Raw genomic sequence first — 25,172 nt, 5'->3', positions numbered from 1 at the left:
CTGCGGGCGCCGGGAACCGACAGTCCGTGCGACCTCGGCGACGCGCAAGCGGCATGTCGTGACCGCTCGATGAGGCGTCCCGCCTGGCTACCGCGTCCGCGTCCGCTGCCGCCGAACCGAGCCGGTCACGACGCCGATCGACCCCGTCATCGTCTGTATTGCCCGACCGACGACCGGCACCGACGTGGTGACCACCGCGAGCGACGACGTGATGGCCTCGATCGACGAGGTCGACAAGTGCTCCTGCGCGTGCGAGTGCACCGGGAATCCGCGCCGGGCGAACACGACGACGCCCAGCGAGCCGAACAGCACAGCCGCGCCGGCGAAGGGCAGGTGCTGCAGCCCGACGATCCCGAGCGCCTGCCCGCCGAACGCCGCACCGCCGGCGATGCCGATGTTCGACGCACCGTTGACGAGCGCACCGGCGATGTCGGGGGAGACGCCCCCGGCCCGGATCGCGGCCGCCATGAAGAGCGTGCCGGTGGTGCCGTTCGCGGCCATCCAGATGCCCGCGACGACCATGGTGCCGACGAGCGACCCGTGCACGAACGGCATCGCGGCGAAGGCGACGGCCATCACTGCGACGGACGCGACGAGGGTCTGCCGCGGAGCCCGGTCGACGAACATGCCGGCGAGCCACAGCCCGATGACCCCGGTCCCGCCGAGCACGAGCAGCGCGCCGCTGACCATGCCGGCGTCGAGCCCGGCATCGATCGCGTACGGCCCGATGTAGGTGTAGACGACGTAGTGCCCGCCGAAGAGCAGCATGTCGGCGACCACGACGGAGAGCAGCCCGGTTCGAGCCCATGCCTTCGGCGATCCGACGTGCGGCGACGACGAACCGTGCACGGCCGGCAGGAAGAGCAGCGCCACGAGGGCGAGCGCGGCCGCGGCGACCGCGACGGAGAAGACGGCGGGTCGCCATCCGATGTGCTGCGCGACCCAGGTGGCCACGGGGACGCCGAGCACGAACCCGAGCGAGCTGCCCGAGTACACGAAGGCGATCGCCCGACCGGCCAGGCGCGGCGGCACGATGCGGGTGGCGTAGGCCGAGGCGACCGAGAAGAACAGGGCGTGGGCGATGCCGCCGACGACCCGGCCGGCACACACGACGGCGAAGGACGGCGCGAGCGCGATCATCACGTTCGACACGGTGTAGCCGACGAGCGTCGCGACGAGCACGGTCTTGCGGGGCAGCCTCGCCGTGAACGCGGTGAGCGGCAGCGCGAGGAGCGCGACGGCCGCGGCGTACACGGTGATGACCATGCCCATCGTGGCCTCGGTCACACCGAGGTCGGCGCTCATCGTGCCGAGCAGCCCGACGGGCATGAGCTCGGTGGTGATGGCGAAGAACGTCGCCAGTCCGAGCACGGCGATGCCGACGATCGACTGGGTGGTGACGGTGATCGGCCGCGTGTGGGTCGACACGGCCGAGGTGGTGGTGTTGGTGGACACGCTGCTGACCTCCTCCGAGGCACGGTGGAGCGCGCGACGATGCCGTTCGGGTGACGGCGGTGACCTGGAGGGTCTGCGGGGCGCGCTCGCGGGCGGATGTGGATGATGCGGGTACGACTCCACGGCGAGTGCGCTCATCCAGTGTTGCACGACCGGTCCACTCCCGCGAGGGCGTACCGCGAAAGAATCGGAGCGCTCCAACGAAACACTCAGCTGCGCGGCACCCCGCTCAGTACTCGTTCGTCACCCGACCCTGTACCCCGCCGCCGCGCAGCGTGATCGTCAGCGTTCCACTCGTCGACTGCGCCGACATCGACACCGATCCGTGCAGTGCGGCTTGTCGGGGGAAGCAGGCCGTGGACGACTCGATGCGATCCGCGGTCGCGATCAGGCAGATCGTCGAACGGTCCGTGCCGACCCCGGCCCAGACGTTCCAGGGCGTGTTGAGGGTCCCGCCGTCGAGGGCCCGGTTCGTGAAGACGAGCCGCGTGGTGCGCAGGTTCACCGGTGCCTCGACGGGGCCCGGCAGCTGGTCGGCGTAGGTCTGCGGTACGTCGAGCAGCTGCTCGAGCGTCACCGTCCCCGCCGTCGGTGTGATGCTCGGGGCCGCCGCGACGTCGGGCTGTGCGGTCCCGACGAGCGTCCCGGCCGCGAACGCCACGCCCACCGCTGCGGCCGCACCGCCCGCGATCCAGGCGCGTGGCCGCTCGGTCCACAGCCATCGACGCCACCGGGACCGCCCGGTCAGCACAGCCTGGAGGCCCGGCGCACCCCCGCCGTCGGCGCTCCTCCCATCGACGCGGTCGCCCCCACCGCCGTCGGTCGCCCCCGACACCCCGGCCGCGGCCCGCGCGGTCGCGCCGTCCGACATGAGCGCACCGGCCGACACGGACTCGTGGTCCTGCGCGGCCGCGCTTGCGGGCGCGTTCCCCGACCGGCTGGCCGGACGCGCCGGAGTCGAACCGCGCCCTGGACGCGACCGGGTCGAGGACGGGTCGGGCGTGCCGACCGAAGCCGTGCCTCCCGGCCGCGGATCCCGCACCGGCCGGACCGGACGCACCCGCGACCGCCGCCGGCGTTCCAGGTCCTGCAGCGCGATCCGGGCGCGCGCCGCGTCGGCGGGGCTCGATCCCGCTCCCCAGGCCACGGCCTCGAGCCGTGCCCGTTCCGCTGCCACGTCGTCGTGGGCCATGCGCACCCCAGCTCCGCCGGTCGTGTGGACCCGTCCATCGTGGCACCGGGCACCCGTGCGCGCGCACCCAGAACGAGGGAGTAGGCGTGACGCATGAGCACCGAATCCGAGCCGCGGCACGACGCCGACCCCGAGACCCTCGAGCCGCTGAGCCACGACACGCAGTCCGGCGCGGCCGACTACGTCGCGACGAGCCCCGGCGGGGCCGGCACCGAGCGTCACGTGCCCACCGCCGACGAGGAGCAGGGGCGCGACTCCGAGTACGACCCGGTCGACCAGGGGCCGCAGCAGGAGGGCCAGGGCGGCTAGCGGACCACCCGTCGCAGCACGGCGCGTTCGCCGGCCGTCCAGACCGCACTCGTGACGACGTACAGTGCGGCGGCGAGCGGTGCGGTCGCGGCGAACACGACCGTGACGAACGGCACGTACCGACCCACGGCGGTCGTCGCGGCGGCTCCGGGCACGCCCGGTTCCGGAGCCGGGGTCGGGTTCCAGTGGGCGTTCGACCGACGGCTGAGCTCCACGACGAGCGCGAGCACGGCCAGCAGGACCAGCACGACCCACGCGTGCGCCCAGAGCGGCGACGTCAGGGTGACGATCAGGGAGTGCCCGAGCGGGACCCCGACGAGCGTGGCCTCCAGCAGGGTGTTCGCGGTGCCGCCGATCGACGCGTGCGTGAACAGCGCGTACACGAGCGACACCACCGGCGCCTGCGCCAGGACGGGCAGGCAACCGGCCAGCGGCGAGACCTTCTCGTCGGTGTACAGCTGCTGGACCGCCCGCTGCAGGCGCTGGGTGTCGCGCTCGTACCGCTTCCGCAGCGCCGCGAGCTGTGGTGCGAGGCGCCGTCGGTCCCGTTCGGCCCGCACCTGCAGGACGGACAGCGGGACCAGCACGACGCGGACGGCCAGGGTGAGGAGCACGACCGCGGTCGCGGCGGCGAACGAGCCGACGACGGGGGAGAGCGCCGCGGTGAGGGCGGCGACGAGGTCAGCGCCGCCGTGCAGCAGCGGGCCGACGAGGGGCAGGGTGGAGAGGTCCAAGGTGTTCCGATCGGTGGAGGGTTGCCGGGGTGCACGAGGGGCCCGGCCACCGATCGGTGGTCAGGCCGGGGTCATGGCTCCCGGTGCCCGCGACCGCACGTGCCCGTCGGCGTCCGGATGGCTCCAGCCGATCCGCGCGACGAGGTCGGGGACCGTGGTCCGGTCCGACACACCTGTCGACCCCAGGCCGAGCACGGCCGCCAGCACCGCTGCGAGCAGTCGTGCGACGACGACCGCCACCGCGACCGCCGTCAGTCCGAGGGCCGCCACGGCGAGCAGGGGCAGGACCCCCGCGGCGGGGTCGCCGAGCACCAGCGCGGCGATGGCGCGGAGGATCAGCAGTGCGGCGGTCATGGTCCGTTCAGCGTAACGCCCGCGTGCCGTCGAGGCCCGGAAGGTGCCGCGGGGGAGGATCGCCACATGACCGCAGGTTCGCCGAGCACCCCAGCGACCGTCGCGCTCGAGGCGGCAGGGGTTCCGTACACGCCCCACCTGTACGAGCACCACGAGAGCGCCACCAACTTCGGCGAAGAAGCCGCAGCGGCCCTCGGGCTGCGCGAGGAGCAGGTCTTCAAGACCCTCGTCGTGTCGGTCGACGGCACCCTCGCCGTCGCGATCGTGCCCGTGGCGAACCGGCTCGACCTCAAGGCCATCGCCGCGGCGGTCGGCGGCAAGAAGGCGACACTGGCAGACCCCGCACTCGCCGAGAAGCGCACCGGGTACGTCGTCGGCGGCATCAGCCCGGTCGGCCAGAAGACCCGGCTCCGGACGGTCCTCGACGAGACCGCGCTGTCGTACGCGAGCATCTTCGTGTCCGGTGGCCGTCGCGGCTTCGACATCGAGGTGGCGCCGACGGACCTGGCGCGCATCACCGAGGCCGTCGCGGCGCCGATCGCGCGGACCTGACGCGGCCCCCGCAGACCTGAGTCGATTCCGCGCAACTTTTTTCCGGCCTCGGGAATGGCCCGGCCCCTCCTGCGTTGCATTGAGTCGAAGGCACTCAAGTCCCCAGGAGGTCCCTTTGCCAGAGACGTTCGGCCCGACCGGTAGCAACGACTCGTTCGACGAGTTCCTCGCCCGCCTGCTCGCGGCACAGCGCACCGGTGACCAGCAGCGCATCCGCGCGTTCGGTCGACCGGTCGACATCACCCGGCTGCTCAGCCGCCGGACCCACGAGCTGCTCCAGCACACCGCCGAGTACGCGGTCGCGCAGGGGCAGCGCGAGATCGACGCACTGCACATCCTGCACGTGCTCGTCCGCACCGAACCGTTCGACGCCGTCGTGCGTTCAGCCGGGGTCGACCCCGAGCGCCTCGCCGACGAGATCGAGCAGCGCCTGCCGATGGCGCGCGAGCCCCAGGCCGAGCAGACCGGCCGTCCCGCGCTCACCCCCACGGCGCAGCGCATCCTCGTCGAGGCGACGCAGGCCGCCCGGGGCTTCGGCAGCACCTACACCGACCCCGAGCACGTCTTCTTCGCGCTCGTGATGGACCAGGAGACCGTGACCGGCCAGCTGCTCGCCAGCGCCGGCATCACCCCGCAGGTCATGCAGGACTACGCCCAGCAGGCCGCGGCAGCAGCACGAGAGGGGCGCCCGATGCCCGGAACACCCGACGCCGTCGGCGCCGAGCAGGCCACCGACAGCGACACCCCGACGCTCGACCAGTTCGGCACCGACCTCACGGCCCGCGCCCGTGACGGACACATCGACCCGGTGATCGGCCGCGCCGACGAGATCGAGCAGACCGTCGAGATCCTGCTCCGTCGCACCAAGAACAACCCGGTGCTGATCGGCGAGCCCGGCGTCGGCAAGACCGCGATCGTCGAGGGCCTCGCCCAGCGCATCGTCGACGGCGACGTCCCCGCCCTGCTGCAGGGCAAGCGGGTCGTCGCGCTCGACCTGCCCGGCATGCTCTCCGGCACCCGCTACCGCGGTGACTTCGAGGAGCGTCTGACCAAGGCGATGGACGAGATCGCCGCCCACTCCGACGAGCTCATCGTCTTCGTCGACGAGCTCCACACCGTCGTCGGCGCCGGTGGCGGCGGGGAGGGCGGCTCGATGGACGCCGGCAACATCCTCAAGCCCCGGCTCGCCCGCGGCGACCTGCACCTGGTCGGCGCGACGACGCTCAACGAGTACCGCCGGATCGAGAAGGACGCCGCGCTCGAGCGCCGGTTCCAGCCGGTCACGGTGGGAGAGCCCGGCGTCGAGGACGCCGTGGCCATCCTGACCGGGCTCAGCTCCCGCTACGAGTCGCACCACGGTGTCGTGTACACGCCCGAGGCACTCCGCGCGGCGGTCGAGCTCTCGCACCGCTACGTGACCGACCGGCACCTGCCGGACAAGGCCATCGACCTCATCGACCAGGCCGGTGCGCGCCGTCGCCTTGCCCTCTCGGGCGACGTCGACGTCGACGCACTGCGCGCCCAGGTCGCCGACCTGACGGCCCGCAAGGACCGCGCGGTCGCAGAAGAGCACTACGAGGAGGCCTCCGACCTGCGTGACGAGATCGTCGGATTGGAGGCCCGGATCACCGCCGCCTCGTCGGCGGACGCCAGCCGCGCTCCCCACCGGCACGGCCGCGACGCCGCTGACGCGTCGATCACGGAAGCCGACATCGCCGCGGTGGTGTCACGTGCCACCGGGATCCCGGTGACCCGAATCGGCTCGGCTGACAAGACACGGCTCGCCGCGCTCGAGTCCGAGCTGCACGACCGTGTCGTCGGCCAGGACGACGCCGTGCGAGCGATCGCGAAGGCGGTGCGGCGCAGCCGGACCGGCATGGGCGACCCGCGTCGTCCGGTGGGCAGCTTCCTGTTCCTCGGCCCGACCGGTGTCGGCAAGACCGAGCTCGCGAAGGCCCTGGCGTCGTCGCTGTTCGGTGACGAGTCGGCCATGCTCCGCTTCGACATGAGCGAGTTCGGCGAACGCCACACCGTGTCCCGCCTGGTCGGTGCCCCTCCCGGGTACGTCGGCTACGACGAGGCAGGCCAGCTCACCGAGCGTGTCCGCCGCAACCCGTACTCGGTGATCCTGCTCGACGAGGTCGAGAAGGCCCACCCGGACGTCTTCAACCTGCTGCTGCAGGTGCTCGACGACGGCCGGCTCACCGATGGGCAGGGGCGGACGGTCGACTTCCGCAACACGGTCGTCATCATGACGTCCAACATCGGCTCGGAGTTCCTGGCCTCCCGCTCGGGAGCGCTCGGGTTCGCGCCCGTCGGTGCCGCCGGTGGGTACGCCGAGGACGACCTGCGGGCCCGCGTGATGGGCAAGCTGCGCGAGGCGATGCGGCCTGAGTTCATCAACCGCATCGACGAGATCGTGCTGTTCCGCAAGCTCGACCGGTCCCAGATCGCGTCGATCGTGTCCCTGCTCCTGCAGGACACCGCGCTCCGGCTCGTCGCACAGGACATGCTCCTGTCGGTGTCCGACGCCGCGGTCGACTGGCTCGCCGAGCACGGGTACGAGCCGGAGTACGGCGCACGCCCGCTCCGTCGACTCATCCGGCGCGAGGTCGACGACCGGATCGCGACCCTGGTGGTCGAGGGCGGGATCACCGCCGGCGACACCGTGCGGATCGACGTCGAGGACGAGGACGACACCCTGACGGCGACCGTCGCGGAGCACGCCGCGCTGTAGCCCGTCGCCCACCGGAAGGCCCGGCACCGATTCGGTACCGGGCCTTCGTCGTGCGCGCCATCGAGGTGTTCGGGAATGCAATTCCGAAGAAATCGCGGAAAAGGGTTGCGCTCGCAATTGTGGGGCCGATAGTGTTCACTCGTCGCGAACGGTCGAACAATCGACCGAGACGACTCCGCCAGCTCGAGACCGAAAGGGGGCCGACCATGATCATCTCCGCAACCACTCCGTTCCGTGGAATCCGTGGCCGCGTCGGTACCCCGTTCCGCGTCCGCTGATCCGGGGCGTCCCACTCTCCTGACACCGGTGCCCACGGGCACCGCGCGTGCATCACCGGTTCGTTCGATTCGAACGACTCGATGGCTCGTTCCGACGTGCGGTGCAGTCCGTGCGCGCGCGTCCGGATAATGTCGGTGGACACTGCGACGCTCCCGGTTTCGACGAGCATTCCGCGATCGTTGTCCGCACATTTTCCGGACCATCCCGGAATGCATTCCGACGCCTTCAATTCCTGCTGCCCGCAACCCGGGCGGATTCGTCACGCCCGACACCCGGGCAGCTCTGCCATGCCCTGAAGGGGAACACCGTGTCCACGAAGACCACCACCCGCCCACCCGATACCCGCGCGCTGCGCTGCCGGGTCTCACTCGCCGACCGCATCGCACTCCGCATCGGGATGTCGCTCATCATCTGGAGCCGACGCACCCGCAGCGAGCGCCCCGAGATCGACGTCGCAACGCTGGCCCGCCTCGATCGGGAGCGCCGGCAGCGCGAGATCGACTGGCTCACCCAGGGCGCCGCGATGCGGATGTGGCGCTGACCGGTCCTCGCACCGTGCAAGGGGAGCGACCTCGTGCAGCGGCCGTGCGAGGTTCCGTACTCGGTGACCGCCCCTCCGGGTGGCACCACGTACGGAACCTCGCACCGTTCCGGAAGCCCCTCGCACGGTGCGGGGCGTCCGGATGCGTCCCGGGCCTCCCGTACCGTTGGCGGGTGACCGAAACCGCAGCTGCACTCGTCGAACGCCTCACCGCCCTCGTCCCGGACTTCCCGAAGCCGGGGGTGCTGTTCCGCGACGTGACGCCGGTGTTCTCCGACGCCGTCGCGTTCGGCCGCGTGTGCGAAGCACTCGTCGCGCCGTTCGCGATCGGGGCCGGGTTCGACGCCGTCGCCGGCATCGAGGCCCGCGGCTTCGCTCTGGCCGGCGGCATCGCCGCTCAGCACCAGGTCGGCGTGCTCACCGTGCGCAAGGCCGGCAAGCTCCCCGGCGAGGTCCTCAGCGAGCAGTACGCGCTGGAGTACGGCGAGGCCGAGCTCGAGCTCCGCCCGGGCCAACTGCCCGCCGGGACCCGTGTCCTCGTCGTCGACGACGTCCTCGCCACCGGGGGCACCGGCGCCGCCACGATCACGCTGCTCGAGCGAGCCGGCTACCAGGCAATCGGCTTCGCCGCGCTCCTCGAGCTCGACGGCCTGCACGGACGCGAGCGACTCGAGCCGCGGCTGCCCGTCGCCACCCTCGGTGCCGTGCCCGCCTGAGCCCGCGCGCGCACTAGTCTTGACGCACCATTTCGATCGAGGAGTCCCATCATCGTGACCGAGTCAGTCGCACCCGCGCCCGCCGAGCTTCCCCAGGCACCCGAGCCCCGGACCGCGACGACGACCACGACCGGCACCGAGCTCTTCGACGGTGAGCGCGGCGTCGTCGCCATCCGCGTCGACGGCGTCCTGAAGGACCTCGCGGCGGACGTGCAGGCCGGCGAGACCGCCGAGGCGGTCACCCTGCAGGAGCAGGACGGCCTCGACATCCTCCGCCACTCGGCCGCCCACGTGCTGGCGCAGGCCGTGCAGCAGATCAACCCGGACGCCAAGCTCGGCATCGGGCCGCCCGTCACCGACGGCTTCTACTACGACTTCGACGTCGCCGAGCCCTTCACTCCGGAAGACCTCAAGGCGATCGAGAAGGGCATGGACCGCATCGTCAAGCAGGCCCAGCGCTTCCGTCGCGTGGTCGTCACCGACGAGCAGGCACGCGAGCTGATGGCAGGGGAGCCCTACAAGCAGGAGCTCATCGGCCTGAAGGGTGCCGCGACCGACGGCGACTCCGGCGAGAGCGTCGAGGTCGGCGCCGGCGAACTGACCGTCTACGAGAACGTCGACCCGAAGTCGGGCGAGGTGCTCTGGCAGGACCTCTGCCGCGGCCCACACGTCCCGCACACCCGCTGGATCGGCAACGCCGCCAAGCTCATGCGCGTCGCCGCTGCCTACTGGCGCGGCTCCGAGAAGAACCCGCAGCTGCAGCGCATCTACGGCACCGCGTGGCCCGACAAGGACCAGCTCAAGGCGTACCTCGTGCGGCTCGAAGAAGCGGCGAAGCGCGACCACCGCAAGCTCGGCGCCGAACTCGACCTGTTCTCGTTCCCTGACGAGATCGGTTCCGGCCTGGCGATCTTCCACCCGAAGGGCGGCATCATCCGCCGCGAGATGGAGGACTACTCGCGCCGTCGGCACGAGGAGAACGGCTACTCGTTCGTCTACACGCCCCACATCACCAAGGGCGACCTGTTCGAGACCTCCGGGCACCTCGGCTGGTACAAGGACGGCATGTTCCCGGCCATGCACATGGACGAGGCCAAGGACGAGGACGGCAACGTCACGCGTCAGGGCGCCGACTACTACCTCAAACCGATGAACTGCCCGATGCACATCCTTGCGTACCGGTCGCAGCCGCGTTCCTACCGCGACCTGCCGCTGCGGATGTTCGAGTTCGGCACGGTCTACCGCAACGAGAAGTCCGGCGTCATCCACGGGCTCACCCGTGTCCGGGGCATGACCCAGGACGACGCGCACATCTTCACCACGCAGGAGAAGATGAAGGAGGAGCTGACCACGACCCTCGAGTTCGTGCTCTCGCTCCTGCGCGACTACGGCCTCGACGACTTCTACCTCGAGCTGTCGACGAAGGACCCGGAGAAGTACGTCGGCGACGACGAGATCTGGGACGTCGCGACGAACACGTTGCGCGAGGTCGCCGAAGAGTCCGGCCTCGAGCTGGTGCCGGACCCCGCCGGCGCCGCGTTCTACGGCCCGAAGATCTCGGTGCAGGCGCGCGACGCCATCGGCCGCACCTGGCAGATGTCGACCGTGCAGCTCGACTTCAACCTGCCCGAGCGCTTCGGCATCGACTACACCGCGGCCGACGGCTCCCGCCAGCGTCCGGTGATGATCCACCGCGCGCTCTTCGGCTCGATCGAGCGCTTCTTCGGCGTCCTCACCGAGCACTACGCGGGCGCGTTCCCGGCGTGGCTGTCGCCCGTGCAGGTCGTCGGCATCCCGGTCGCGGCCGAGTACGGCGACTACCTCGACGAGGTCATCGCGAAGCTCCGCGCCCATGGCGTCCGCGCCGAGGTCGACCACTCCGACGACCGCATGCAGAAGAAGATCCGCACGCACACCAAGGCGAAGGTGCCGTTCCAGCTCATCGCCGGTGGCGACGACCGTGACGCCGGCGCCGTCAGCTTCCGCTTCCGTGACGGCCGCCAGGACAACGCGGTGCCCGTCGACGAGGCCGTGGACCGCATCCTCACCGCGATCCGCGAGCGCGCGCAGGTCTGATGACACAGTCGGGAGGCCCGGAGCAGGCCGCGGGGACCGGTCACGTCGACGACGTGGCCGGTCCCACCGCCGCCGCGGGCTCCGAAGGCGCGGACACTGATCCGCTGGTGATCCGCGACGCGGCCACCGGCGCAGCCGTCCCTGACGCGTTCCAGCGACTCTGGAACCCCCACCGGATGGCGTACATCGACGCCGGTCGCGAGGGTCGCGGCCGCGGACACGACGACGACTGCCCGTTCTGCGCGGCGCCGCGGATGTCCGACGAGGACGCCCTGATCGTGGCCCGCGGCGAGCACGCCTACGTGCTGCTCAACCTGTTCCCGTACAACAACGGGCACCTGCTCGTCTGCCCCTACCGGCACGTCCCGCTCTACGACGAGGCGACCCCGGACGAGCTGCGTGAGATCGGCGAGCTGACCCAGACGGCGATGCGGGTGCTGCGCGAGGTCTCGCACTGCGACGGCTTCAACATCGGCATGAACCAGGGCGAGGTCGCCGGCGCCGGGGTCGCCGCGCACCTGCACCAGCACATCGTGCCGCGGTGGCAGTCCGACGCGAACTTCTTCCCGATCATCGCCCGGACGAAGTCCATGTCGCAGCTGCTCGGCGAGACCCGTCGACTCGTCGCCGACGGGTGGCCGCAGGCGCACTAGACTGGCCGGCATCATGAGCGACAGCACCAGCACCTCCGGCACCCCTGGCACCTCGATCACCGGCTCCGACCGCGTCAAGCGCGGCCTCGCCGAGATGCTCAAGGGCGGCGTGATCATGGACGTCGTCGACGCCGAGCAGGCCCGCATCGCGGAAGAGGCCGGCGCGACCGCCGTCATGGCACTCGAGCGCGTCCCCGCCGACATCCGTGCGCAGGGCGGCGTCGCCCGCATGTCCGACCCGTCGATGATCGAGGAGATCATCGCCGCCGTGTCGATCCCGGTCATGGCGAAGGCCCGCATCGGCCACTTCGTCGAGGCCCAGGTCCTGCAGGAGCTCGGCGTCGACTACATCGACGAGTCCGAGGTGCTGTCGCCGGCCGACTACGTCAACCACATCGACAAGTGGAAGTTCACCACCCCCTTCGTCTGCGGTGCCACCAACCTGGGCGAGGCGCTCCGTCGCATCACCGAGGGCGCGGCCATGATCCGTTCCAAGGGCGAGGCCGGCACGGGTGACGTGTCCGAGGCCACCAAGCACATCCGGACGATCACCAAGGAGATCGCGGCGCTCCGCCACCTGCGCGACGACGAGCTCTACGTCGCCGCCAAGGAGCTCCAGGCCCCGATCGACGTCGTGCAGGAGGTCGCCCGCACCGGCAAGCTGCCCGTGGTCCTCTTCACCGCCGGTGGTGTCGCCACCCCGGCCGACGCCGCGATGATGATGCAGCTGGGCGCCGACGGTGTCTTCGTCGGCTCGGGCATCTTCAAGTCCGGCGACCCGGCCGCGCGTGCCGCCGCGATCGTCAAGGCGGTCACCTTCCACGACGACCCCAAGGTCATCGCCGAGGTCTCCCGCGGTCTGGGCGAGGCGATGGTCGGCATCAACGTCGCCGACGTCCCCGCACCGCACCGCCTCGCCGAGCGTGGCTGGTAGTCCGACGAGCGGCGCTCGTCCCCGCATCGGGGTACTGGCGCTGCAGGGTGACTTCCGCGAGCACATCGCCTCGCTGACGGAGCTCGGCGCCGACGTGGTGCCGCTCCGTCGCCCCGAGGAGATCGAGACCCTCGACGGCGTCGTGATCCCCGGTGGCGAGTCGAGCGTCATGGACAAGCTGTCCCGGGCGTTCGGGGTCGCCGAGCCCCTCGCCGACGCCATCCGCGCCGGCCTGCCCACCTACGGCACCTGCGCCGGCATGATCATGCTGTCGTCGCGGATCACCGACGGCATCAGCGGGCAGCGGACCCTCGACGTCCTCGACACCACCGTGCGGCGCAACGCGTTCGGTGCGCAGAACGACTCGTTCGAGATCGACATCCCGATGCCCGACCTCGGCGAGGCCCCGGTGCACGCGGTGTTCATCCGGGCGCCCGTCGTGGAGCAGCGCGGCGACGACGTCCACGTCCTCGGAGCGCTGCCCGACGGTCAGGTCGTCGCGGTGCAGCAGGGCAACGTCATCGCGAGTGCCTTCCACCCCGAGGTCGCGGGGGAGGACCGCTTCCACCGTCGCTTCCTCGACCTGGTGCGCACCGCCTGAGGCGCGACCGCCGCGCGGGTCGAACCGGCGGGGCGGAGCCGCACCGCGCCTCCCAGGCCGGTAAACTGAGCCCGACTTTCCGCAATACGCAAGGAGAACCGTGTCCGGGCATTCCAAGTGGGCAACGACCAAGCACAAGAAGGCCGTCATCGACCAGCGACGTGCCAAGTCGTTCGCCAAGCTGATCAAGAACATCGAGGTCGCCGCGAAGATGGGCGGCGCTGACATGTCCGGCAACCCGACGCTGGTCGACGCCGTCCAGAAGGCCAAGAAGACCTCGGTCCCCAACGACAACATCGACCGCGCCGTCAAGCGCGGTGCCGGCCTCACAGGCGAGACCATCGAGTACACGACGATCATGTACGAGGGCTACGGTCCGAACGGCGTCGCGATGCTCATCGAGTGCCTCACGGACAACAAGAACCGCGCGGCGGCCGAGGTCCGGACCGCGATGTCCCGCAACGGCGGCACCATGGCCGACCCGGGCAGCGTCGCCTACAACTTCTCGCGCAAGGGCGTCATCTCGGTCACGAAGACCGACGGCCTCGACGAGGACACGGTGATGGCCGCGGTGCTGGACGCCGGCGCCGAGGACGTCATCGACCAGGGCGGCGGCTTCGAGATCATCACCGAAGCGAGCGACCTGGTGGCTGCCCGCACCGCGCTGCAGGACGCCGGCATCGACTACGACTCGGCCGACGCCGAGTTCGTCCCCGGCCTCAAGGTCCCGGTCGACGCCGAGACCGCCCGCAAGGTGTTCCGCCTGATCGACGCGCTCGAGGACTCGGACGACGTGCAGAACGTCTACTCGAACTTCGACATCCCCGCGGACGTCCAGGCCGAGCTCGACGAGGACGAGGGCGAGTAACCGTGCTCCGTGTGCTCGGGGTGGACCCCGGGCTCACCCGGTGCGGCGTCGGCGTCGTCGAGGTCGCACCGAACCGGCGCGCACGACTCGTCCACGTGACGGTCGTGCGCACACCGCCGGACATGCCGCTCGAACTGCGGCTCCTCCGGATCGCGGACGGCATCGCCGCCGAGATCGATGAGCACCAGCCCGACGCGGTCGCCGTCGAGCGGGTCTTCGCGCAGGCGAACGTCCGCACCGTGATGGGCACCGCGCAGGCGGCCGGCCTGGCGCTGCACGCCGCGGCTGCCCGTGGCCTGCCCGTCGGGCTGCACACCCCGTCCGAGGTGAAGGCGGCCGTCACCGGTTACGGCAACGCCGACAAGCGCCAGGTGCAGACGATGATCGCGCGCGTGCTCGGTCTCGACGAGGCCCCGAAACCAGCCGACGCCGCGGACGCGCTCGCGCTGGCCGTGTGCCATGCCTGGAGGCTCGGATCACCCGACGCCGCCGGCTCGCGTGCCACGAACCTCACCCCCGCACAGCGTGCCTGGCGGGACGCCCAGGGCGGGACCGTCGACTCCCCGCTCGCGCGGGCCGCCGCGGCGGCGACCCGGGCGCAGCGTGGCAGGTCGGCATCGTCGGTGGCCGGCCCTAGGCTCGGAGCATGATCGCGAGTCTCCGGGGCACCTGCATCGACATCGCCGGGTCGGGCGTGGTGATCGAGGTCGGGGGAGTCGGGTACGCCGTGACGGTCACGCCCGCGCACGCGCTGACCATGCGCCACGGGTCCGAGGTGTTCGTGCGGACCGCCATGATCGTGCGCGAGGACGAGCACCTGCTGTTCGGCTTCGAGTCCACCGACGCGCTGCAGGTGTTCGACCTGCTCCGCGGCGTCTCCGGCGTCGGTCCGAAGTCGGCTATGGGCGTCCTGGCCCACATGGAGCCCGCACAGATCGCGAACGCCGTGGCGCACGAGGACGACGGCGCCTTCCGCAAGGTCTCCGGCATCGGCCCGAAGACCGCCAAGCTCATCATCGTCGCGCTGTCCGGCAAGCTGGGCGCGTTCGAGCAGGTCGCCTTGGTCGCCGCTGCCAGGGACACCGCGGCGCATCCGGCCGCGACCGACGTCGTCTCGGCGCTCATCGGCCTCGGTTGGCGGGAGGACGCCGCACAGACGGCCGTCGACGAGACCATCGCGAACGAGCCCGGTGCCGCCGCCATGGGTACCCAGGCGCTGCTCCGCGCCGCCCTCGGTGCGCTCCGACCCGCGGCTGCCGGCCGGTGAGCGGCATCACCTCCGCCGGCGCCGAGTCGCCGGAGGAACTCGCGTTCGAGGGGGCGCTCCGTCCCCGGTCGCTCGACGAGTTCGTCGGGCAGCGCAAGGTCCGCGGGCAGCTCGACCTGCTCCTCAAGGCCGCGGGGATGCAGGACCGCACGCCGGACCACATCCTGATGGCCGGCCCTCCCGGCCTCGGCAAGACCACGCTCGCGATGATCGTCGCCCACGAGACAGGCCGGCCGCTGCGCATGTCGAGCGGTCCGGCCATCCAGCACGCCGGAGACCTGGCGGCGGTGCTGTCGTCGCTCGTGCCGGGCGAGGTCCTGTTCATCGACGAGATCCACCGCATGGCCCGCTCTGCGGAGGAGATGCTCTACCTGGCGATGGAGGACTTCCGCATCGACGTGATGGTGGGCAAGGGCGCCGGTGCGACGAGCATCCCGCTCGACCTCGCCCCGTTCACGCTCGTCGGGGCGACCACCCGCGCCGGCCTGCTGCCGAACCCGCTGCGCGACCGCTTCGGGTTCACCGCCCACCTCGAGTTCTACGAGAAGGACGAGCTCGAACAGGTCCTGATCCGTGCGGCGCACCTGCTCGAGCTCGACATCGACCGCACCGCACTCCGCGAGATCGCGGGGCGCTCCCGGGGGACCCCCCGCATCGCGAACCGGCTGCTCCGACGGGTGCGCGACTACGCCCTCGTCCACCGCACGACCGACGGCATGACCGCCGTGCAGGGTGCGCTCGACCTGTACGACGTCGACGAACTCGGACTCGACCGGCTCGACCGGGCCGTGGTCGAGATCATGCTGACCCGTTTCGACGGTGGGCCCGTCGGGCTGAACACCCTCGCGGTGTCGGTCGGCGAGGAGTCCGAGACCATCGAGTCCGTCGTCGAACCGTTCCTCGTCCGCGTCGGGCTCGTCACCCGCACCCCGCGCGGCCGCATCGCGACCCCGCGGGCCTGGCGGCACCTCGGCCTGGTGCCGGGGCAGGCCGCTGGCGGGCAGCCCGGGCTCTTCGACGACGCCGACACCACAGACTGACAGCCCAGCGGTCGAGCGACATGCCACGTACAGTGGCGTGCCCTAGACTGCTACGGCCCGAAACCGAGCAACCAGAGAAGGCATCGCATCATGGGTCAAGAAGTCATCCTCATCGTCATCGTCGTGGCGTTCGCGGCCTTCATGTTCTACAACAGCCGCAAGCGCAAGAAGCAGCAGGCCGAACTCGTGGACAAGATGGTCCCGGGCGCCAAGGTCATGCTGTCCTTCGGCCTCTACGGCACGCTCCTCTCCGTGAACGACGAGAAGGTCACCGCGGACGTCGAGATCGCACCGGGGACCATCGTCACCGTGCACCGCCAGACCCTGTCGCGTGTCGTCGACGACAGCGCGTCGGACATCGAGACCACCACGACCACCGAGGCCGAGCCGACGCCGCTGGCCGAGCTCAACGGAGAACCCGTCTACGGCGAGCGGGTCGACGAGACCGACGCCACGAAGCGCAGCAAGTCCGACGACTGACGCACTCGGCTGCCGGGTCGTCTGACCCGGCGGCTCCCCTCTGCCGTCGCACGGTGTGCCGACGGTCCTGAACAGAAAGACGAGACGACCGGTGGCACGATCGACACCCGTCAAGAAGGCGCTGCGCTCGCTCACCTGGTTGGTGATCCTGATGGCGATCCTCGCCGGCCTGAACACCGCCGCGTCGATCCTCGCCGGCTCTTCGAAGGACGACACCGACAAGTGGTACCAGGGCGCGAGCTGGGTCCCCGAGCTCGCCCTTGACCTCCAGGGCGGCACGCAGCTGACCCTCGCCGCGCAAGACACCGAGGGCGACTCCGTCACCTCCGAGCAGCTGCAGCAGGCGGTGAACATCATCCGCCAGCGCATCGACGCCACCGGAGTCTCCGAGTCGGAGATCAACACGCAGGGCGCGAACAACATCGTCGTCTCGATCCCCGGCCGCCCCGACAAGGCGACCATCGACCGCATCGAAGCCGCGGCAAAGCTGACCTTCCGCCCGGTCCTCTACACCGAGGCCGCGACCAACACCGCGGTCGGCGACGACGGCAAGGCAACGGCGTCAGCCACGCCGTACTCCCCGCCGGCGTCGCTCGCGGCGACACCGAGTGCCAAACCGTCGAACGCGAGCGACCTCAACTGGATCACGCCGAAGCTGCAGGACCTGTACACCAACTACAACTGCGCGGCCCCCGACGACGTCACCGCGGCACCGGACGACGAACCCCTCGTCACGTGCGACCAGGACGGCGCGGCGAAGTACATCCTCGGCCCCGTCGAGGTCTCCGGCGCGGACATCAGCAACGCGACCTCCGGGCTCGCAACGGACTCGCAGGGAACGTCGACCGGTCAGTGGGCCGTCAACCTGACCTTCGACGGTGACGGCACCAAGGACTTCCGCACCGTCACGAACCGGCTCGTCTCGCTGACCGAGCCGCAGAACCAGTTCGCGATCGTCCTGGACGGCTCCGTCATCACCGCGCCGACCACGAACTCCGCGATCACGAACGGCAAGGCGCAGATCACCGGCTCGTTCACCGCCGACTCCTCGAAGACCCTCGCCGACCAGCTCAAGTACGGCGCGCTGCCGATCAACTTCCAGGTGCAGTCGAACGAGAACATCTCGGCGACCCTCGGTACCGCGCAGCTCATCGGCGGTCTCGTTGCCGGCCTGATCGGCCTCATCCTGGTGATCATCTACTCGGTCATCCAGTACCGGGCGCTGGCGTTCGTCACGGTGCTGTCCCTCGGGATCGCCGCGGTGCTCACCTACCTGGTGATCGCGATCATGTCCTGGCGCGTCGACTACCGCCTCTCGCTGGCGGGTGTCGCGGGTCTGATCGTCGCGATCGGCATCACGGCGGACTCGTTCATCGTGTACTTCGAGCGCATCCGTGACGAACTCCGTGACGGACGCGCCCTCGAGAGCGCGGTCGAGTCCGGCTGGAAGCGCGCGCTCCGCACGATCCTGGCGTCCGACGCGGTGAACTTCCTCGCCGCCGTGACGCTCTACGTGCTGGCGGTCGCCGACGTGAAGGGTTTCGCGTTCACGCTGCTCCTCACGACCCTGATCGACATCGTGGTGGTCACGCTCTTCACCCACCCGATGATGCAACTCATCGCCCGCACCCGGTTCTTCGGTGACGGGCACCGGATCAGCGGCCTCGACCCGGCGGCACTCGGCGCGGTCTACCGGGGGCGTGCACAGTTCCGCGCGCCCGTGGTGGACGGCAAGCGCCAGCGCAGTGCCGGTGAGGCCCAGCGCCGACAGACGATCGCGGAGCGGAAGGCCCAGCAGGCCTCCGGCGACAACGGCTCGACGCCGGACGGGAAGGACGACTGATGGCCAGCTTCAGCCAGTTCGGCAGCGACCTCTACACGGGCAAGCGGTCGTACGACATCATCGGACGACGCAAGACCTGGTACCTCATCGCGCTCATCATGATCGTGATCTCGCTCGCCACCCCGTGGCTGCGCGGCGGGTACCAGCTCGGGATCGAGTTCACCGGTGGTTCCGAGTTCACGATCTCGGACGTCGAGTCGCTCGACCAGAGCATCGCGACCGAGACCGTCGAGAGCGTGGTCTCCGACGAGCTCCCGCGCGTCTCGCAGCTCGGTACGCACGGCATCCGTGTCCAGACCGGACAGCTCACCGACCGCCAGACGACCGAGGTGCAGGACGCCCTGGCCGAGGCGTACGACGTGCCGGAGAGCCAGGTCGCCGCGACCTTCATCGGCGCCACCTGGGGTGCCGACGTGCTCGCGCAGGCCATCCGCGGTCTGGTCATCTTCCTCGCCCTCGCCGCGGTGTTCATGACGCTGTACTTCCGCACCTGGAAGATGTCGCTGTCCGCCATGGCCGCGCTGTTGCACGACCTGCTCATCACGGCCGGTGTCTACGGCATCGTCGGGCTCGAGGTCACGCCCGCGGCGGTGATCGGCTTCCTGACGATCCTCGGCTACTCGCTCTACGACACCGTGGTGGTGTTCGACAAGGTCCGCGAGAACACCGCGCAGGAATCGATCCGCACCTTCAAGCAGTCGGTCAACCTCGCGGTCAACCAGACCCTCGTCCGCTCGATCAACACCTCGGTCGTGGCGCTGCTGCCGGTGGCGGCGATCCTGTTCATCGGGTCGTACGTGCTGGGTGCCGGCACCCTCCGCGACATCTCGCTCGCGCTGTTCATCGGCATCATCGTCGGCACGTACTCGACGATCTTCATCGCCTCGCCGATGTACGCGCACCTGCGTGAGAGCGAGCCGAAGATCAAGGCGTCGGACGCCAAGAAGACCCAGGCGGCAGAGAAGCGCCGGCGCGAAGTCGACGCAGCGGCGGCGAACGCCTGATGCCGATCGAGATCCAGGAGATCCACGTCGCCGAGGCCCGTCGGCGGATCGACGCCGGGGCCCGACTGTTCGACGTCCGCGAGCAGGGGGAGTGGGACGAGGTCCACGCTCCCCACGCCACGCTCGTGCCGATGTCCGAGTTCGTGAACCGCTGGCAGGAGATCGACGGCGGCGACGAGCCGGCCATCATCGTCTGCCACTCCGGTGCCCGGTCCGCCCGCATCGTGGCGGCGCTCGAGCAGTCCGGTGTCCCCGCCGTGAACCTGACCGGCGGCATGGTCGCCTGGGAGCAGGCGGGGGGCCCGGTGGAGCGCGACGCCCACGGCGAACCGCGGCACGGGCACTGACCGGGGACGCGTAGTCTTGTCGGATCGAGCTCGGATCGAGCTCTCGGACCGAGTCCTGGGAGGCGCATCATGACGGACACCCGAGAAGAGCCGTCCGCGCCGAGCCGCCCCGGCTCCGCCCAGCAGCCGTCGAGCCCCATCGGCCCGAACACCACCGGCAACCTCGGTTCGCTCCGGTCCCTGCTGCCGCGGCTCTTCTCCCGCGCGCAGCCGGCCGGAGCAGTGGACACCCTGATCCGCACGGTCCGCTCGCACCACCCCAAGGCCGACGTCACGCTCATCGAGCGTGCCTACTCGGTCGCCGAGCGCGCCCACGACGGCCAGAAGCGCAAGTCCGGCGAGCCGTACATCACGCACCCGGTGGCGGTCGCGCAGATCCTCGCTGACCTCGGCATCGGCACGATCACCATCGCCGCCGCGCTCCTGCACGACACGGTGGAGGACACCGACTACCAGCTCGACCAGCTGCGGGCGGACTTCGGCGACGAGATCGCCATGCTCGTCGACGGCGTCACGAAGCTCGACAAGGTCAAGTACGGCGACAGCGCGCAGGCCGAGACCGTCCGCAAGATGGTCATCGCGATGTCGAAGGACATCCGGGTCCTCGTCATCAAGCTCGCCGATCGGTTGCACAACGCTCGAACGTGGGGTTTCGTCGAGTCCACCTCCGCCACGCGCAAGGCGAAGGAGACGCTCGAGATCTACGCGCCCCTGGCGCACCGACTCGGCATCCAGATGATCAAGCTGGAGCTCGAGGACCTGTCGTTCGCGGTCCTGCACCCGAAGCTCTACGTCGAGATCGACAGCCTGGTCAAGGAACGGCAGCCCAAGCGCGAGCAGTTCGTCCAGAACGTCATCGGCACCCTGAAGAAGGACCTGAAGGCCGCCAAGGTGCGCGGTGACGTCATGGGCCGGCCGAAGCAGTACTACTCGATCTACCAGAAGATGATCGTTCGGGGGCGTGAGTTCGACGAGATCTACGACCTCGTCGGCATCCGGGTGCTCGTGCCGACGGTCCGCGACTGCTACGCGATGCTCGGCTCCGTCCACGCGCGCTGGACCCCCCTGCCCGGTCGCTTCAAGGACTACATCGCGACCCCGAAGTTCAACCTGTACCAGTCGCTGCACACCACCGTGCTGGGTCCGCAGGGGCGTGCGGTCGAGATCCAGATCCGCACGCACGAGATGCACCAGCGCGCCGAGTTCGGTGTCGCCGCCCACTGGAAGTACAAGCAGCGCGCAGCTGGTCGCGACGCCGGGACCTCGTCGACCGCGGACGACCAGGACATGGCGTGGCTCGCCCACATCACGGACTGGCAGGCCGAGACCAGCGATCCGGGCGAATTCCTCGACTCGCTGCGCTACGAGATCGGTGCGAAGGAGACCTACGTCTTCACGCCGCAGGGCAAGGTCATCGGCCTCCCCGCCGGAGCCACCCCGGTCGACTTCGCGTACGCCGTGCACACCGAGATCGGCCACCGCACGATGGGTGCCAAGGTCAACGGCAGGCTCGTGCCGCTCGAGAGCCAGTTGTCGAGCGGTGACGTCGTCGAGATCTTCACGTCGAAGAACCCCGACTCCGGCCCCTCGCAGGACTGGCTGCAGTTCGTCCGCAGCCCCCGTGCGCGCAACAAGATCAAGCAGTGGTTCACCAAGGAACGCCGCGAAGAGGCGATCGAACAGGGCCGTGACGCCATCGCCCGTGCGATGCGCAAGCAGAACCTGCCACTCCAGCGGATCATGAGCCAGGACAGCATCGCCGAGGTGGCCTCGTCGATGCGGTACGAGGACGTCTCCGCCCTGTACGCCGCCATCGGCGAGGGCCACGTCTCGACCCAGTCGGTGATCGAGAAGGTCCTGGGCAACGTCCAGACCGAGACGGAGACCGACGAGCCCGACCTCGCCTTCCCCCGCCAGGTGACGAGTCGGCAGCTGCGCACCAGCGACAGCGGGGTGCTCGTGCGTGGCGCGCCCGACATCCTCGTGAAGCTCGCCAAGTGCTGCACGCCCGTGCCGGGCGACCAGATCGTGGGCTTCATCACCCGGGGTCAGGGTGTCTCGGTGCACCAGTCGTCGTGCACCAACGTGAAGTCGCTCATGAACGAACCGGACCGGATGATCGAGGTCGAGTGGGCCCCGTCGTCGAAGTCGGTGTTCCTCGTGCAGATCCAGATCGAGGCGCTCGATCGGTCGGGCCTGCTCAGCGACGTCACCCGCGTCCTGACCGACCACCACGTGAACATCCTGTCCGCGACGGTGTCGACCTCGTCCGACCGGCTGGCGCTCAGCCGGTTCGTGTTCGAGATGGGTGACACGATCCACCTCGACCGTGTGCTGAACGCCGTGCGCCGTATCGACGCCGTCTACGACGTCTACCGCGTCAGCGCCGGGTAGCAGTCCGGCCCCGCGCCTCCCGCCCGTCGACCGGTCACGACTCGTCACGCGGGCGCCGCCGACTGGTCACGAACTGTCGGCTGCGGCCGTGCCGACCGACGGGTCGCGACGACCCGGCAGACGTGAGCGAGGCGTCGTGACCACTCGCGACGCGGCCAGGCGCGGACCGGACGCCCGCCGGCTAGCTGGCAGGCCGGTGCTCGGCGTCGCGAGCGCGGTGCCGGGCCCCCTCAGCGGGCCCCTGCAACCCGCGCAACCGTCGTTCGGCCTGCCGGACCATGGGGATCGTCCCGAGGGCGCTCAGGCGTGCCTGCAGCTCACCGGCGGTGACCGCTCCGATCCCGAGCAGCCCGTGCACCGCAGCCGCCTCGGCCGCCCCGAACGCACCCGCCGTCGGCCCCGGCGTCCGGAGCAGATCGACCGCGGTCCGCGCCGGCAGCGTCACCCGGAGCAGGCCGAGTGCGACCGTGTCGTCCTCGGCGATCCGGACCTCGCGCAGACGGACGTCGGCGGACACGTGGACGCGGACCTGCGGTGGGATGCATGCTTCGAGCGGTGCCGGCGGGCGCGAGACGGCCCCCCAGATCCATGCGGCGGTCCGCGTACTGGCGATGAGTCGTGGGTCTCGCAGCACGAACGCAGCCGCTTCGGCACGCAGCGACGGCGTCTGCGGCTCTGCGGGGGAGGCCCAGCAGGCTCCGACGGGCACCAGCTCGCCCGCGAGCACCGCCGCCCGCAGCTCTGCCTCGGGCCAGTCGTCGCTGGTCAGGAGTCGTGGGCGGGGCACCCGCACATCCTGCCCGACCGACAGGCGCGACCGTCACCCCTGTGGACAGGACGACGGACCGAGACCAGGAGGCGCGTGCCGGGCCCGCACCGGGCCTCCCGTGGCGTCCCTGGTCGCGTCCACGGCGCGAAACGCGCCCGTCGCGCCACCCGCCTGCCGGGCGAGCGCGCTCAGCGCAGGACGTCGGCGCGGTGCACGAGCGCGGCGGCCCCGATGAGCGGGCCGTCCTGGGACAGCCCCGTCGGGACGATCTGCACCTTGGTGACGAACCCGAACTCGACGCGCTCCGCCACGGCCCGCCGGGCGTACTCGAACAGGTCGGGCGTGACGTGCGAGAACCCGCCACCGATGGCGACGATCTCGAGGTCGACCAAGCTGGTCGCCGCGGCGATGGCCTGTCCGAGGGCACGACCGCTCCGCTGGACCGCGGCGACGGCGATCTCGTCCCCGGCGGCGTAGGCGGCCGAGAGCTCCTCGCCGGTCGTGCCGGCGAAGCCCTGTCGGCGAGCCCAGGCAACGGTCTTGGGGCCGCTCGCGATCGCCTCGAGGCAGCCGGTGCCCCCGCAGGCGCACGGGTCGTCGAAGCCCCCGCACTCGACGTGCCCGATGTGGCCGGCGTTCCCGGTCGGTCCGCTGACGGTGCGGCCGTGCAGGATGAGCCCGCCGCCGACACCCGTCGAGACGATCATGCCCATCACGTGGTCGTACCCCTGCGCCGCTCCGACCCAGTGCTCGGCGAGCGTGATCGCCAGGCCGTCCATCCGGAGCGTCACGGGGACGCCCTCGGGCACGAGGGCCGCGATCCGGTCGCGCAGCGGGTGTCCGCGCCAGACCGGCATGTTGAGCGGGGAGACAAGTCCGTGCTCCTCGTCCACCGGTCCGGCCGAGCCGACCCCGACACCGACGAGTGTCGCGTCGGCGGGCAGGGCGCCGAGCGCGGCCGTCACGACCTCGTCCACGGCGGCCTGCAGTTCGTCGGAGGTCCGCTCGGGTCCGGTGGGGCTCCGGAACCGGGTCGCCGGCAGCACGACCCCCTGGTCGGTGACGAGTGCCGCCTCGACCTTCGTGCCGCCGAGGTCGACGGCCAGGGCGAGGGCGGGGGACTGGGGTGCGGTGCTGGACATGCGCGCTCCGATGCGGCGGTCGGGAGGCCCGGTGCGGGTCACCGACGCGTCGTCGCGTCCGGTGGGAGCCGGCCTGGTCTGGTGGGTCGTACTGGTGGGCTGGTGCCGGGTCAGTAGGACGAGGTGTCGTCGCCGAGCGACGACGCGGCCCCGGTCTCGGCGCGGTGTGCGACGTCGTCGAGGATGCGGGCCGACGCGCTCGTGCCGATGCGGTTCGCGCCCGCCTCGACCATCTCGAGCAGGGTGTCGAGGCCGCGGACACCACCGGAGGCCTTCACGCCGGTGTCGTCGCCGACCGTGCGGCGCATGAGGGCGATGTGCTCGGCCGTTGCGCCCCCGCCGGCGAACCCGGTCGAGGTCTTCACGAAGGCGGCGCCGGCACGCTGTGCGGCGCGGGACGCGGCGACGATCTCGTCGTCGGTCAGGAACGCGGTCTCGAGGATCACCTTGACGACGGTGGAGCCGGCGGCGTCGACCACCGCACGGACGTCCCGTTCGACGCGCTCCCAGTCGCCGGACTTCGCGGCGCCGACGTTCTGCACCATGTCGAGCTCGAAGGCACCGTCGGCCAACGCCTGCAGCGACTCGGCGACCTTCGCCTCGGTCGAGGTGGTGCCGTGCGGGAACCCGATGACGGTGCCGACCCCGACCCCGGTGCCGTGCAGGCGCTCCACGGCGTGGGCGACGTCGCTCGGACGGACGCAGACGCTGAACACGCGGTAGGCGGCGGCTTCGTCGAGCTGTGCGTCGACGTCCGCGCGGGTGAGCTCGGGCTTCAGGATCGCGTGGTCGATGAGGCCGCGGACGGAATCGGCGGTGACGGGGAAGGCTGCGTTGTCCACCCGGCAAGCCTACCCGTCAGGCGTGCCGCGTAGCGTGCAGGGC

25 protein-coding genes are annotated in these 25,172 nt (G+C 70.8%); 18 read left to right on the top strand and 7 right to left on the bottom strand.

What is annotated here, in order from left to right; all coding sequences use genetic code 11:
- Positions 1-87: 87 nt before the first annotated feature.
- Together ITJ56_RS10290 and ITJ56_RS10285 are read right to left on the bottom strand one after the other, a co-directional pair.
- Complete coding sequence (locus ITJ56_RS10290) at positions 88-1,455, bottom strand: MFS transporter (protein ID WP_194630397.1); 1,368 nt, start codon at positions 1,453-1,455, stop codon at positions 88-90.
- A gap of 229 nt (positions 1,456-1,684) precedes the next feature.
- Entirely contained in the window at positions 1,685-2,647 is a 963-nt protein-coding gene (locus ITJ56_RS10285; protein ID WP_194630395.1) for a hypothetical protein, read from the bottom strand.
- 93 nt (positions 2,648-2,740) lie between these two features.
- On the opposite strand from ITJ56_RS10285, the gene ITJ56_RS10280 reads away from it, so the two are divergent.
- On the top strand, positions 2,741-2,956 hold the full coding sequence (locus tag ITJ56_RS10280) for a hypothetical protein (protein ID WP_194630393.1): 216 nt from the start codon (positions 2,741-2,743) through the stop codon (positions 2,954-2,956).
- Here the strand turns inward: ITJ56_RS10280 and ITJ56_RS10275 are convergent.
- Positions 2,953-3,690, bottom strand: a complete 738-nt coding sequence (locus tag ITJ56_RS10275; protein WP_194630390.1) for a YidC/Oxa1 family membrane protein insertase — start codon at positions 3,688-3,690, stop codon at positions 2,953-2,955. The genes ITJ56_RS10280 and ITJ56_RS10275 overlap by 4 nt on opposite strands.
- A 60-nt stretch (positions 3,691-3,750) precedes the next feature.
- Positions 3,751-4,044, bottom strand: coding sequence for a DUF6412 domain-containing protein (locus tag ITJ56_RS10270; protein ID WP_194630388.1), 294 nt, complete (start codon positions 4,042-4,044; stop codon positions 3,751-3,753).
- A gap of 66 nt (positions 4,045-4,110) precedes the next feature.
- On the opposite strand from ITJ56_RS10270, the gene ybaK reads away from it, so the two are divergent.
- The 17 genes from ybaK (at position 4,111) to ITJ56_RS10185 (ending at position 22,376) form a co-directional block, all read left to right on the top strand.
- Entirely contained in the window at positions 4,111-4,596 is a 486-nt protein-coding gene (ybaK, locus tag ITJ56_RS10265) for a Cys-tRNA(Pro) deacylase (protein WP_194630386.1), read from the top strand.
- A gap of 115 nt (positions 4,597-4,711) precedes the next feature.
- Positions 4,712-7,333: an ATP-dependent Clp protease ATP-binding subunit gene (locus ITJ56_RS10260; protein ID WP_194630384.1), complete on the top strand. Its 2,622-nt coding sequence runs from the start codon at positions 4,712-4,714 to the stop codon at positions 7,331-7,333.
- 586 nt (positions 7,334-7,919) lie between these two features.
- Entirely contained in the window at positions 7,920-8,153 is a 234-nt protein-coding gene (locus tag ITJ56_RS10255) for a hypothetical protein (protein ID WP_194630382.1), read from the top strand.
- A 173-nt stretch (positions 8,154-8,326) separates the two neighbouring features.
- Positions 8,327-8,869: an adenine phosphoribosyltransferase gene (locus ITJ56_RS10250; protein ID WP_194630381.1), complete on the top strand. Its 543-nt coding sequence runs from the start codon at positions 8,327-8,329 to the stop codon at positions 8,867-8,869.
- A gap of 54 nt (positions 8,870-8,923) precedes the next feature.
- On the top strand, positions 8,924-10,945 hold the full coding sequence (gene thrS / locus ITJ56_RS10245; RefSeq protein WP_194630379.1) for a threonine--tRNA ligase: 2,022 nt from the start codon (positions 8,924-8,926) through the stop codon (positions 10,943-10,945).
- The gene (locus ITJ56_RS10240) at positions 10,945-11,598 is read left to right on the top strand and encodes an HIT family protein (RefSeq protein WP_228517483.1); all 654 of its coding nucleotides are present in this window, start codon (positions 10,945-10,947) and stop codon (positions 11,596-11,598) included. The genes thrS and ITJ56_RS10240 overlap by 1 nt, the downstream gene beginning before the upstream one ends.
- A 13-nt stretch (positions 11,599-11,611) precedes the next feature.
- Positions 11,612-12,532 carry a pyridoxal 5'-phosphate synthase lyase subunit PdxS gene (gene pdxS, locus ITJ56_RS10235; protein WP_194630377.1) on the top strand — a complete coding sequence of 307 codons (921 nt, stop codon included), beginning with the start codon at positions 11,612-11,614 and terminating at the stop codon, positions 12,530-12,532.
- Positions 12,522-13,133: a pyridoxal 5'-phosphate synthase glutaminase subunit PdxT gene (gene pdxT / locus ITJ56_RS10230; RefSeq protein WP_194630375.1), complete on the top strand. Its 612-nt coding sequence runs from the start codon at positions 12,522-12,524 to the stop codon at positions 13,131-13,133. Before pdxS ends, pdxT begins: the two co-directional genes overlap by 11 nt.
- Positions 13,134-13,233: 100 nt before the next feature.
- Positions 13,234-14,001, top strand: coding sequence for a YebC/PmpR family DNA-binding transcriptional regulator (locus tag ITJ56_RS10225; protein WP_194630374.1), 768 nt, complete (start codon positions 13,234-13,236; stop codon positions 13,999-14,001).
- Between the two features lie 2 nt (positions 14,002-14,003).
- Positions 14,004-14,651 carry a crossover junction endodeoxyribonuclease RuvC gene (gene ruvC, locus ITJ56_RS10220; protein WP_194630372.1) on the top strand — a complete coding sequence of 216 codons (648 nt, stop codon included), beginning with the start codon at positions 14,004-14,006 and terminating at the stop codon, positions 14,649-14,651.
- Positions 14,648-15,268 (top strand): Holliday junction branch migration protein RuvA, encoded by a 621-nt coding sequence (gene ruvA, locus ITJ56_RS10215; protein ID WP_194630370.1) that lies wholly within the window; start codon positions 14,648-14,650, stop codon positions 15,266-15,268. The genes ruvC and ruvA overlap by 4 nt, the downstream gene beginning before the upstream one ends.
- A complete protein-coding gene (gene ruvB, locus ITJ56_RS10210; protein WP_194630369.1) occupies positions 15,265-16,308 on the top strand; it encodes a Holliday junction branch migration DNA helicase RuvB in 1,044 nt (347 codons plus the stop codon). Before ruvA ends, ruvB begins: the two co-directional genes overlap by 4 nt.
- A gap of 90 nt (positions 16,309-16,398) precedes the next feature.
- Positions 16,399-16,788, top strand: a complete 390-nt coding sequence (locus tag ITJ56_RS10205; protein WP_194630368.1) for a preprotein translocase subunit YajC — start codon at positions 16,399-16,401, stop codon at positions 16,786-16,788.
- Between the two features lie 91 nt (positions 16,789-16,879).
- Positions 16,880-18,631 carry a protein translocase subunit SecD gene (secD, locus tag ITJ56_RS10200; protein ID WP_194630367.1) on the top strand — a complete coding sequence of 584 codons (1,752 nt, stop codon included), beginning with the start codon at positions 16,880-16,882 and terminating at the stop codon, positions 18,629-18,631.
- A complete protein-coding gene (gene secF, locus ITJ56_RS10195; RefSeq protein WP_194630366.1) occupies positions 18,631-19,635 on the top strand; it encodes a protein translocase subunit SecF in 1,005 nt (334 codons plus the stop codon). Before secD ends, secF begins: the two co-directional genes overlap by 1 nt.
- The gene (locus tag ITJ56_RS10190; RefSeq protein WP_194630365.1) at positions 19,635-19,982 is read left to right on the top strand and encodes a rhodanese-like domain-containing protein; all 348 of its coding nucleotides are present in this window, start codon (positions 19,635-19,637) and stop codon (positions 19,980-19,982) included. The genes secF and ITJ56_RS10190 overlap by 1 nt, the downstream gene beginning before the upstream one ends.
- A gap of 69 nt (positions 19,983-20,051) precedes the next feature.
- Complete coding sequence (locus ITJ56_RS10185) at positions 20,052-22,376, top strand: RelA/SpoT family protein (protein ID WP_228517481.1); 2,325 nt, start codon at positions 20,052-20,054, stop codon at positions 22,374-22,376.
- A gap of 181 nt (positions 22,377-22,557) precedes the next feature.
- Here ITJ56_RS10185 and ITJ56_RS10180 read toward each other — a convergent pair whose 3' ends face one another.
- The 3 genes from ITJ56_RS10180 to deoC form a co-directional block, all read right to left on the bottom strand.
- On the bottom strand, positions 22,558-23,163 hold the full coding sequence (locus ITJ56_RS10180) for a hypothetical protein (protein ID WP_194630364.1): 606 nt from the start codon (positions 23,161-23,163) through the stop codon (positions 22,558-22,560).
- A 170-nt stretch (positions 23,164-23,333) separates the two neighbouring features.
- Positions 23,334-24,287, bottom strand: coding sequence for an ROK family protein (locus tag ITJ56_RS10175; RefSeq protein WP_194630363.1), 954 nt, complete (start codon positions 24,285-24,287; stop codon positions 23,334-23,336).
- A gap of 110 nt (positions 24,288-24,397) precedes the next feature.
- Entirely contained in the window at positions 24,398-25,129 is a 732-nt protein-coding gene (gene deoC / locus ITJ56_RS10170) for a deoxyribose-phosphate aldolase (RefSeq protein WP_194630362.1), read from the bottom strand.
- Positions 25,130-25,172: the final 43 nt, after the last annotated feature.

Source organism: Curtobacterium sp. VKM Ac-1376 (assembly GCF_015351025.1).
Taxonomy (GTDB): Bacteria; Actinomycetota; Actinomycetes; order Actinomycetales; family Microbacteriaceae; genus Curtobacterium.
The sequence above is the reverse complement of the archived record's forward strand: the minus strand, read 5'-3'. Positions and strand labels throughout refer to the sequence as shown.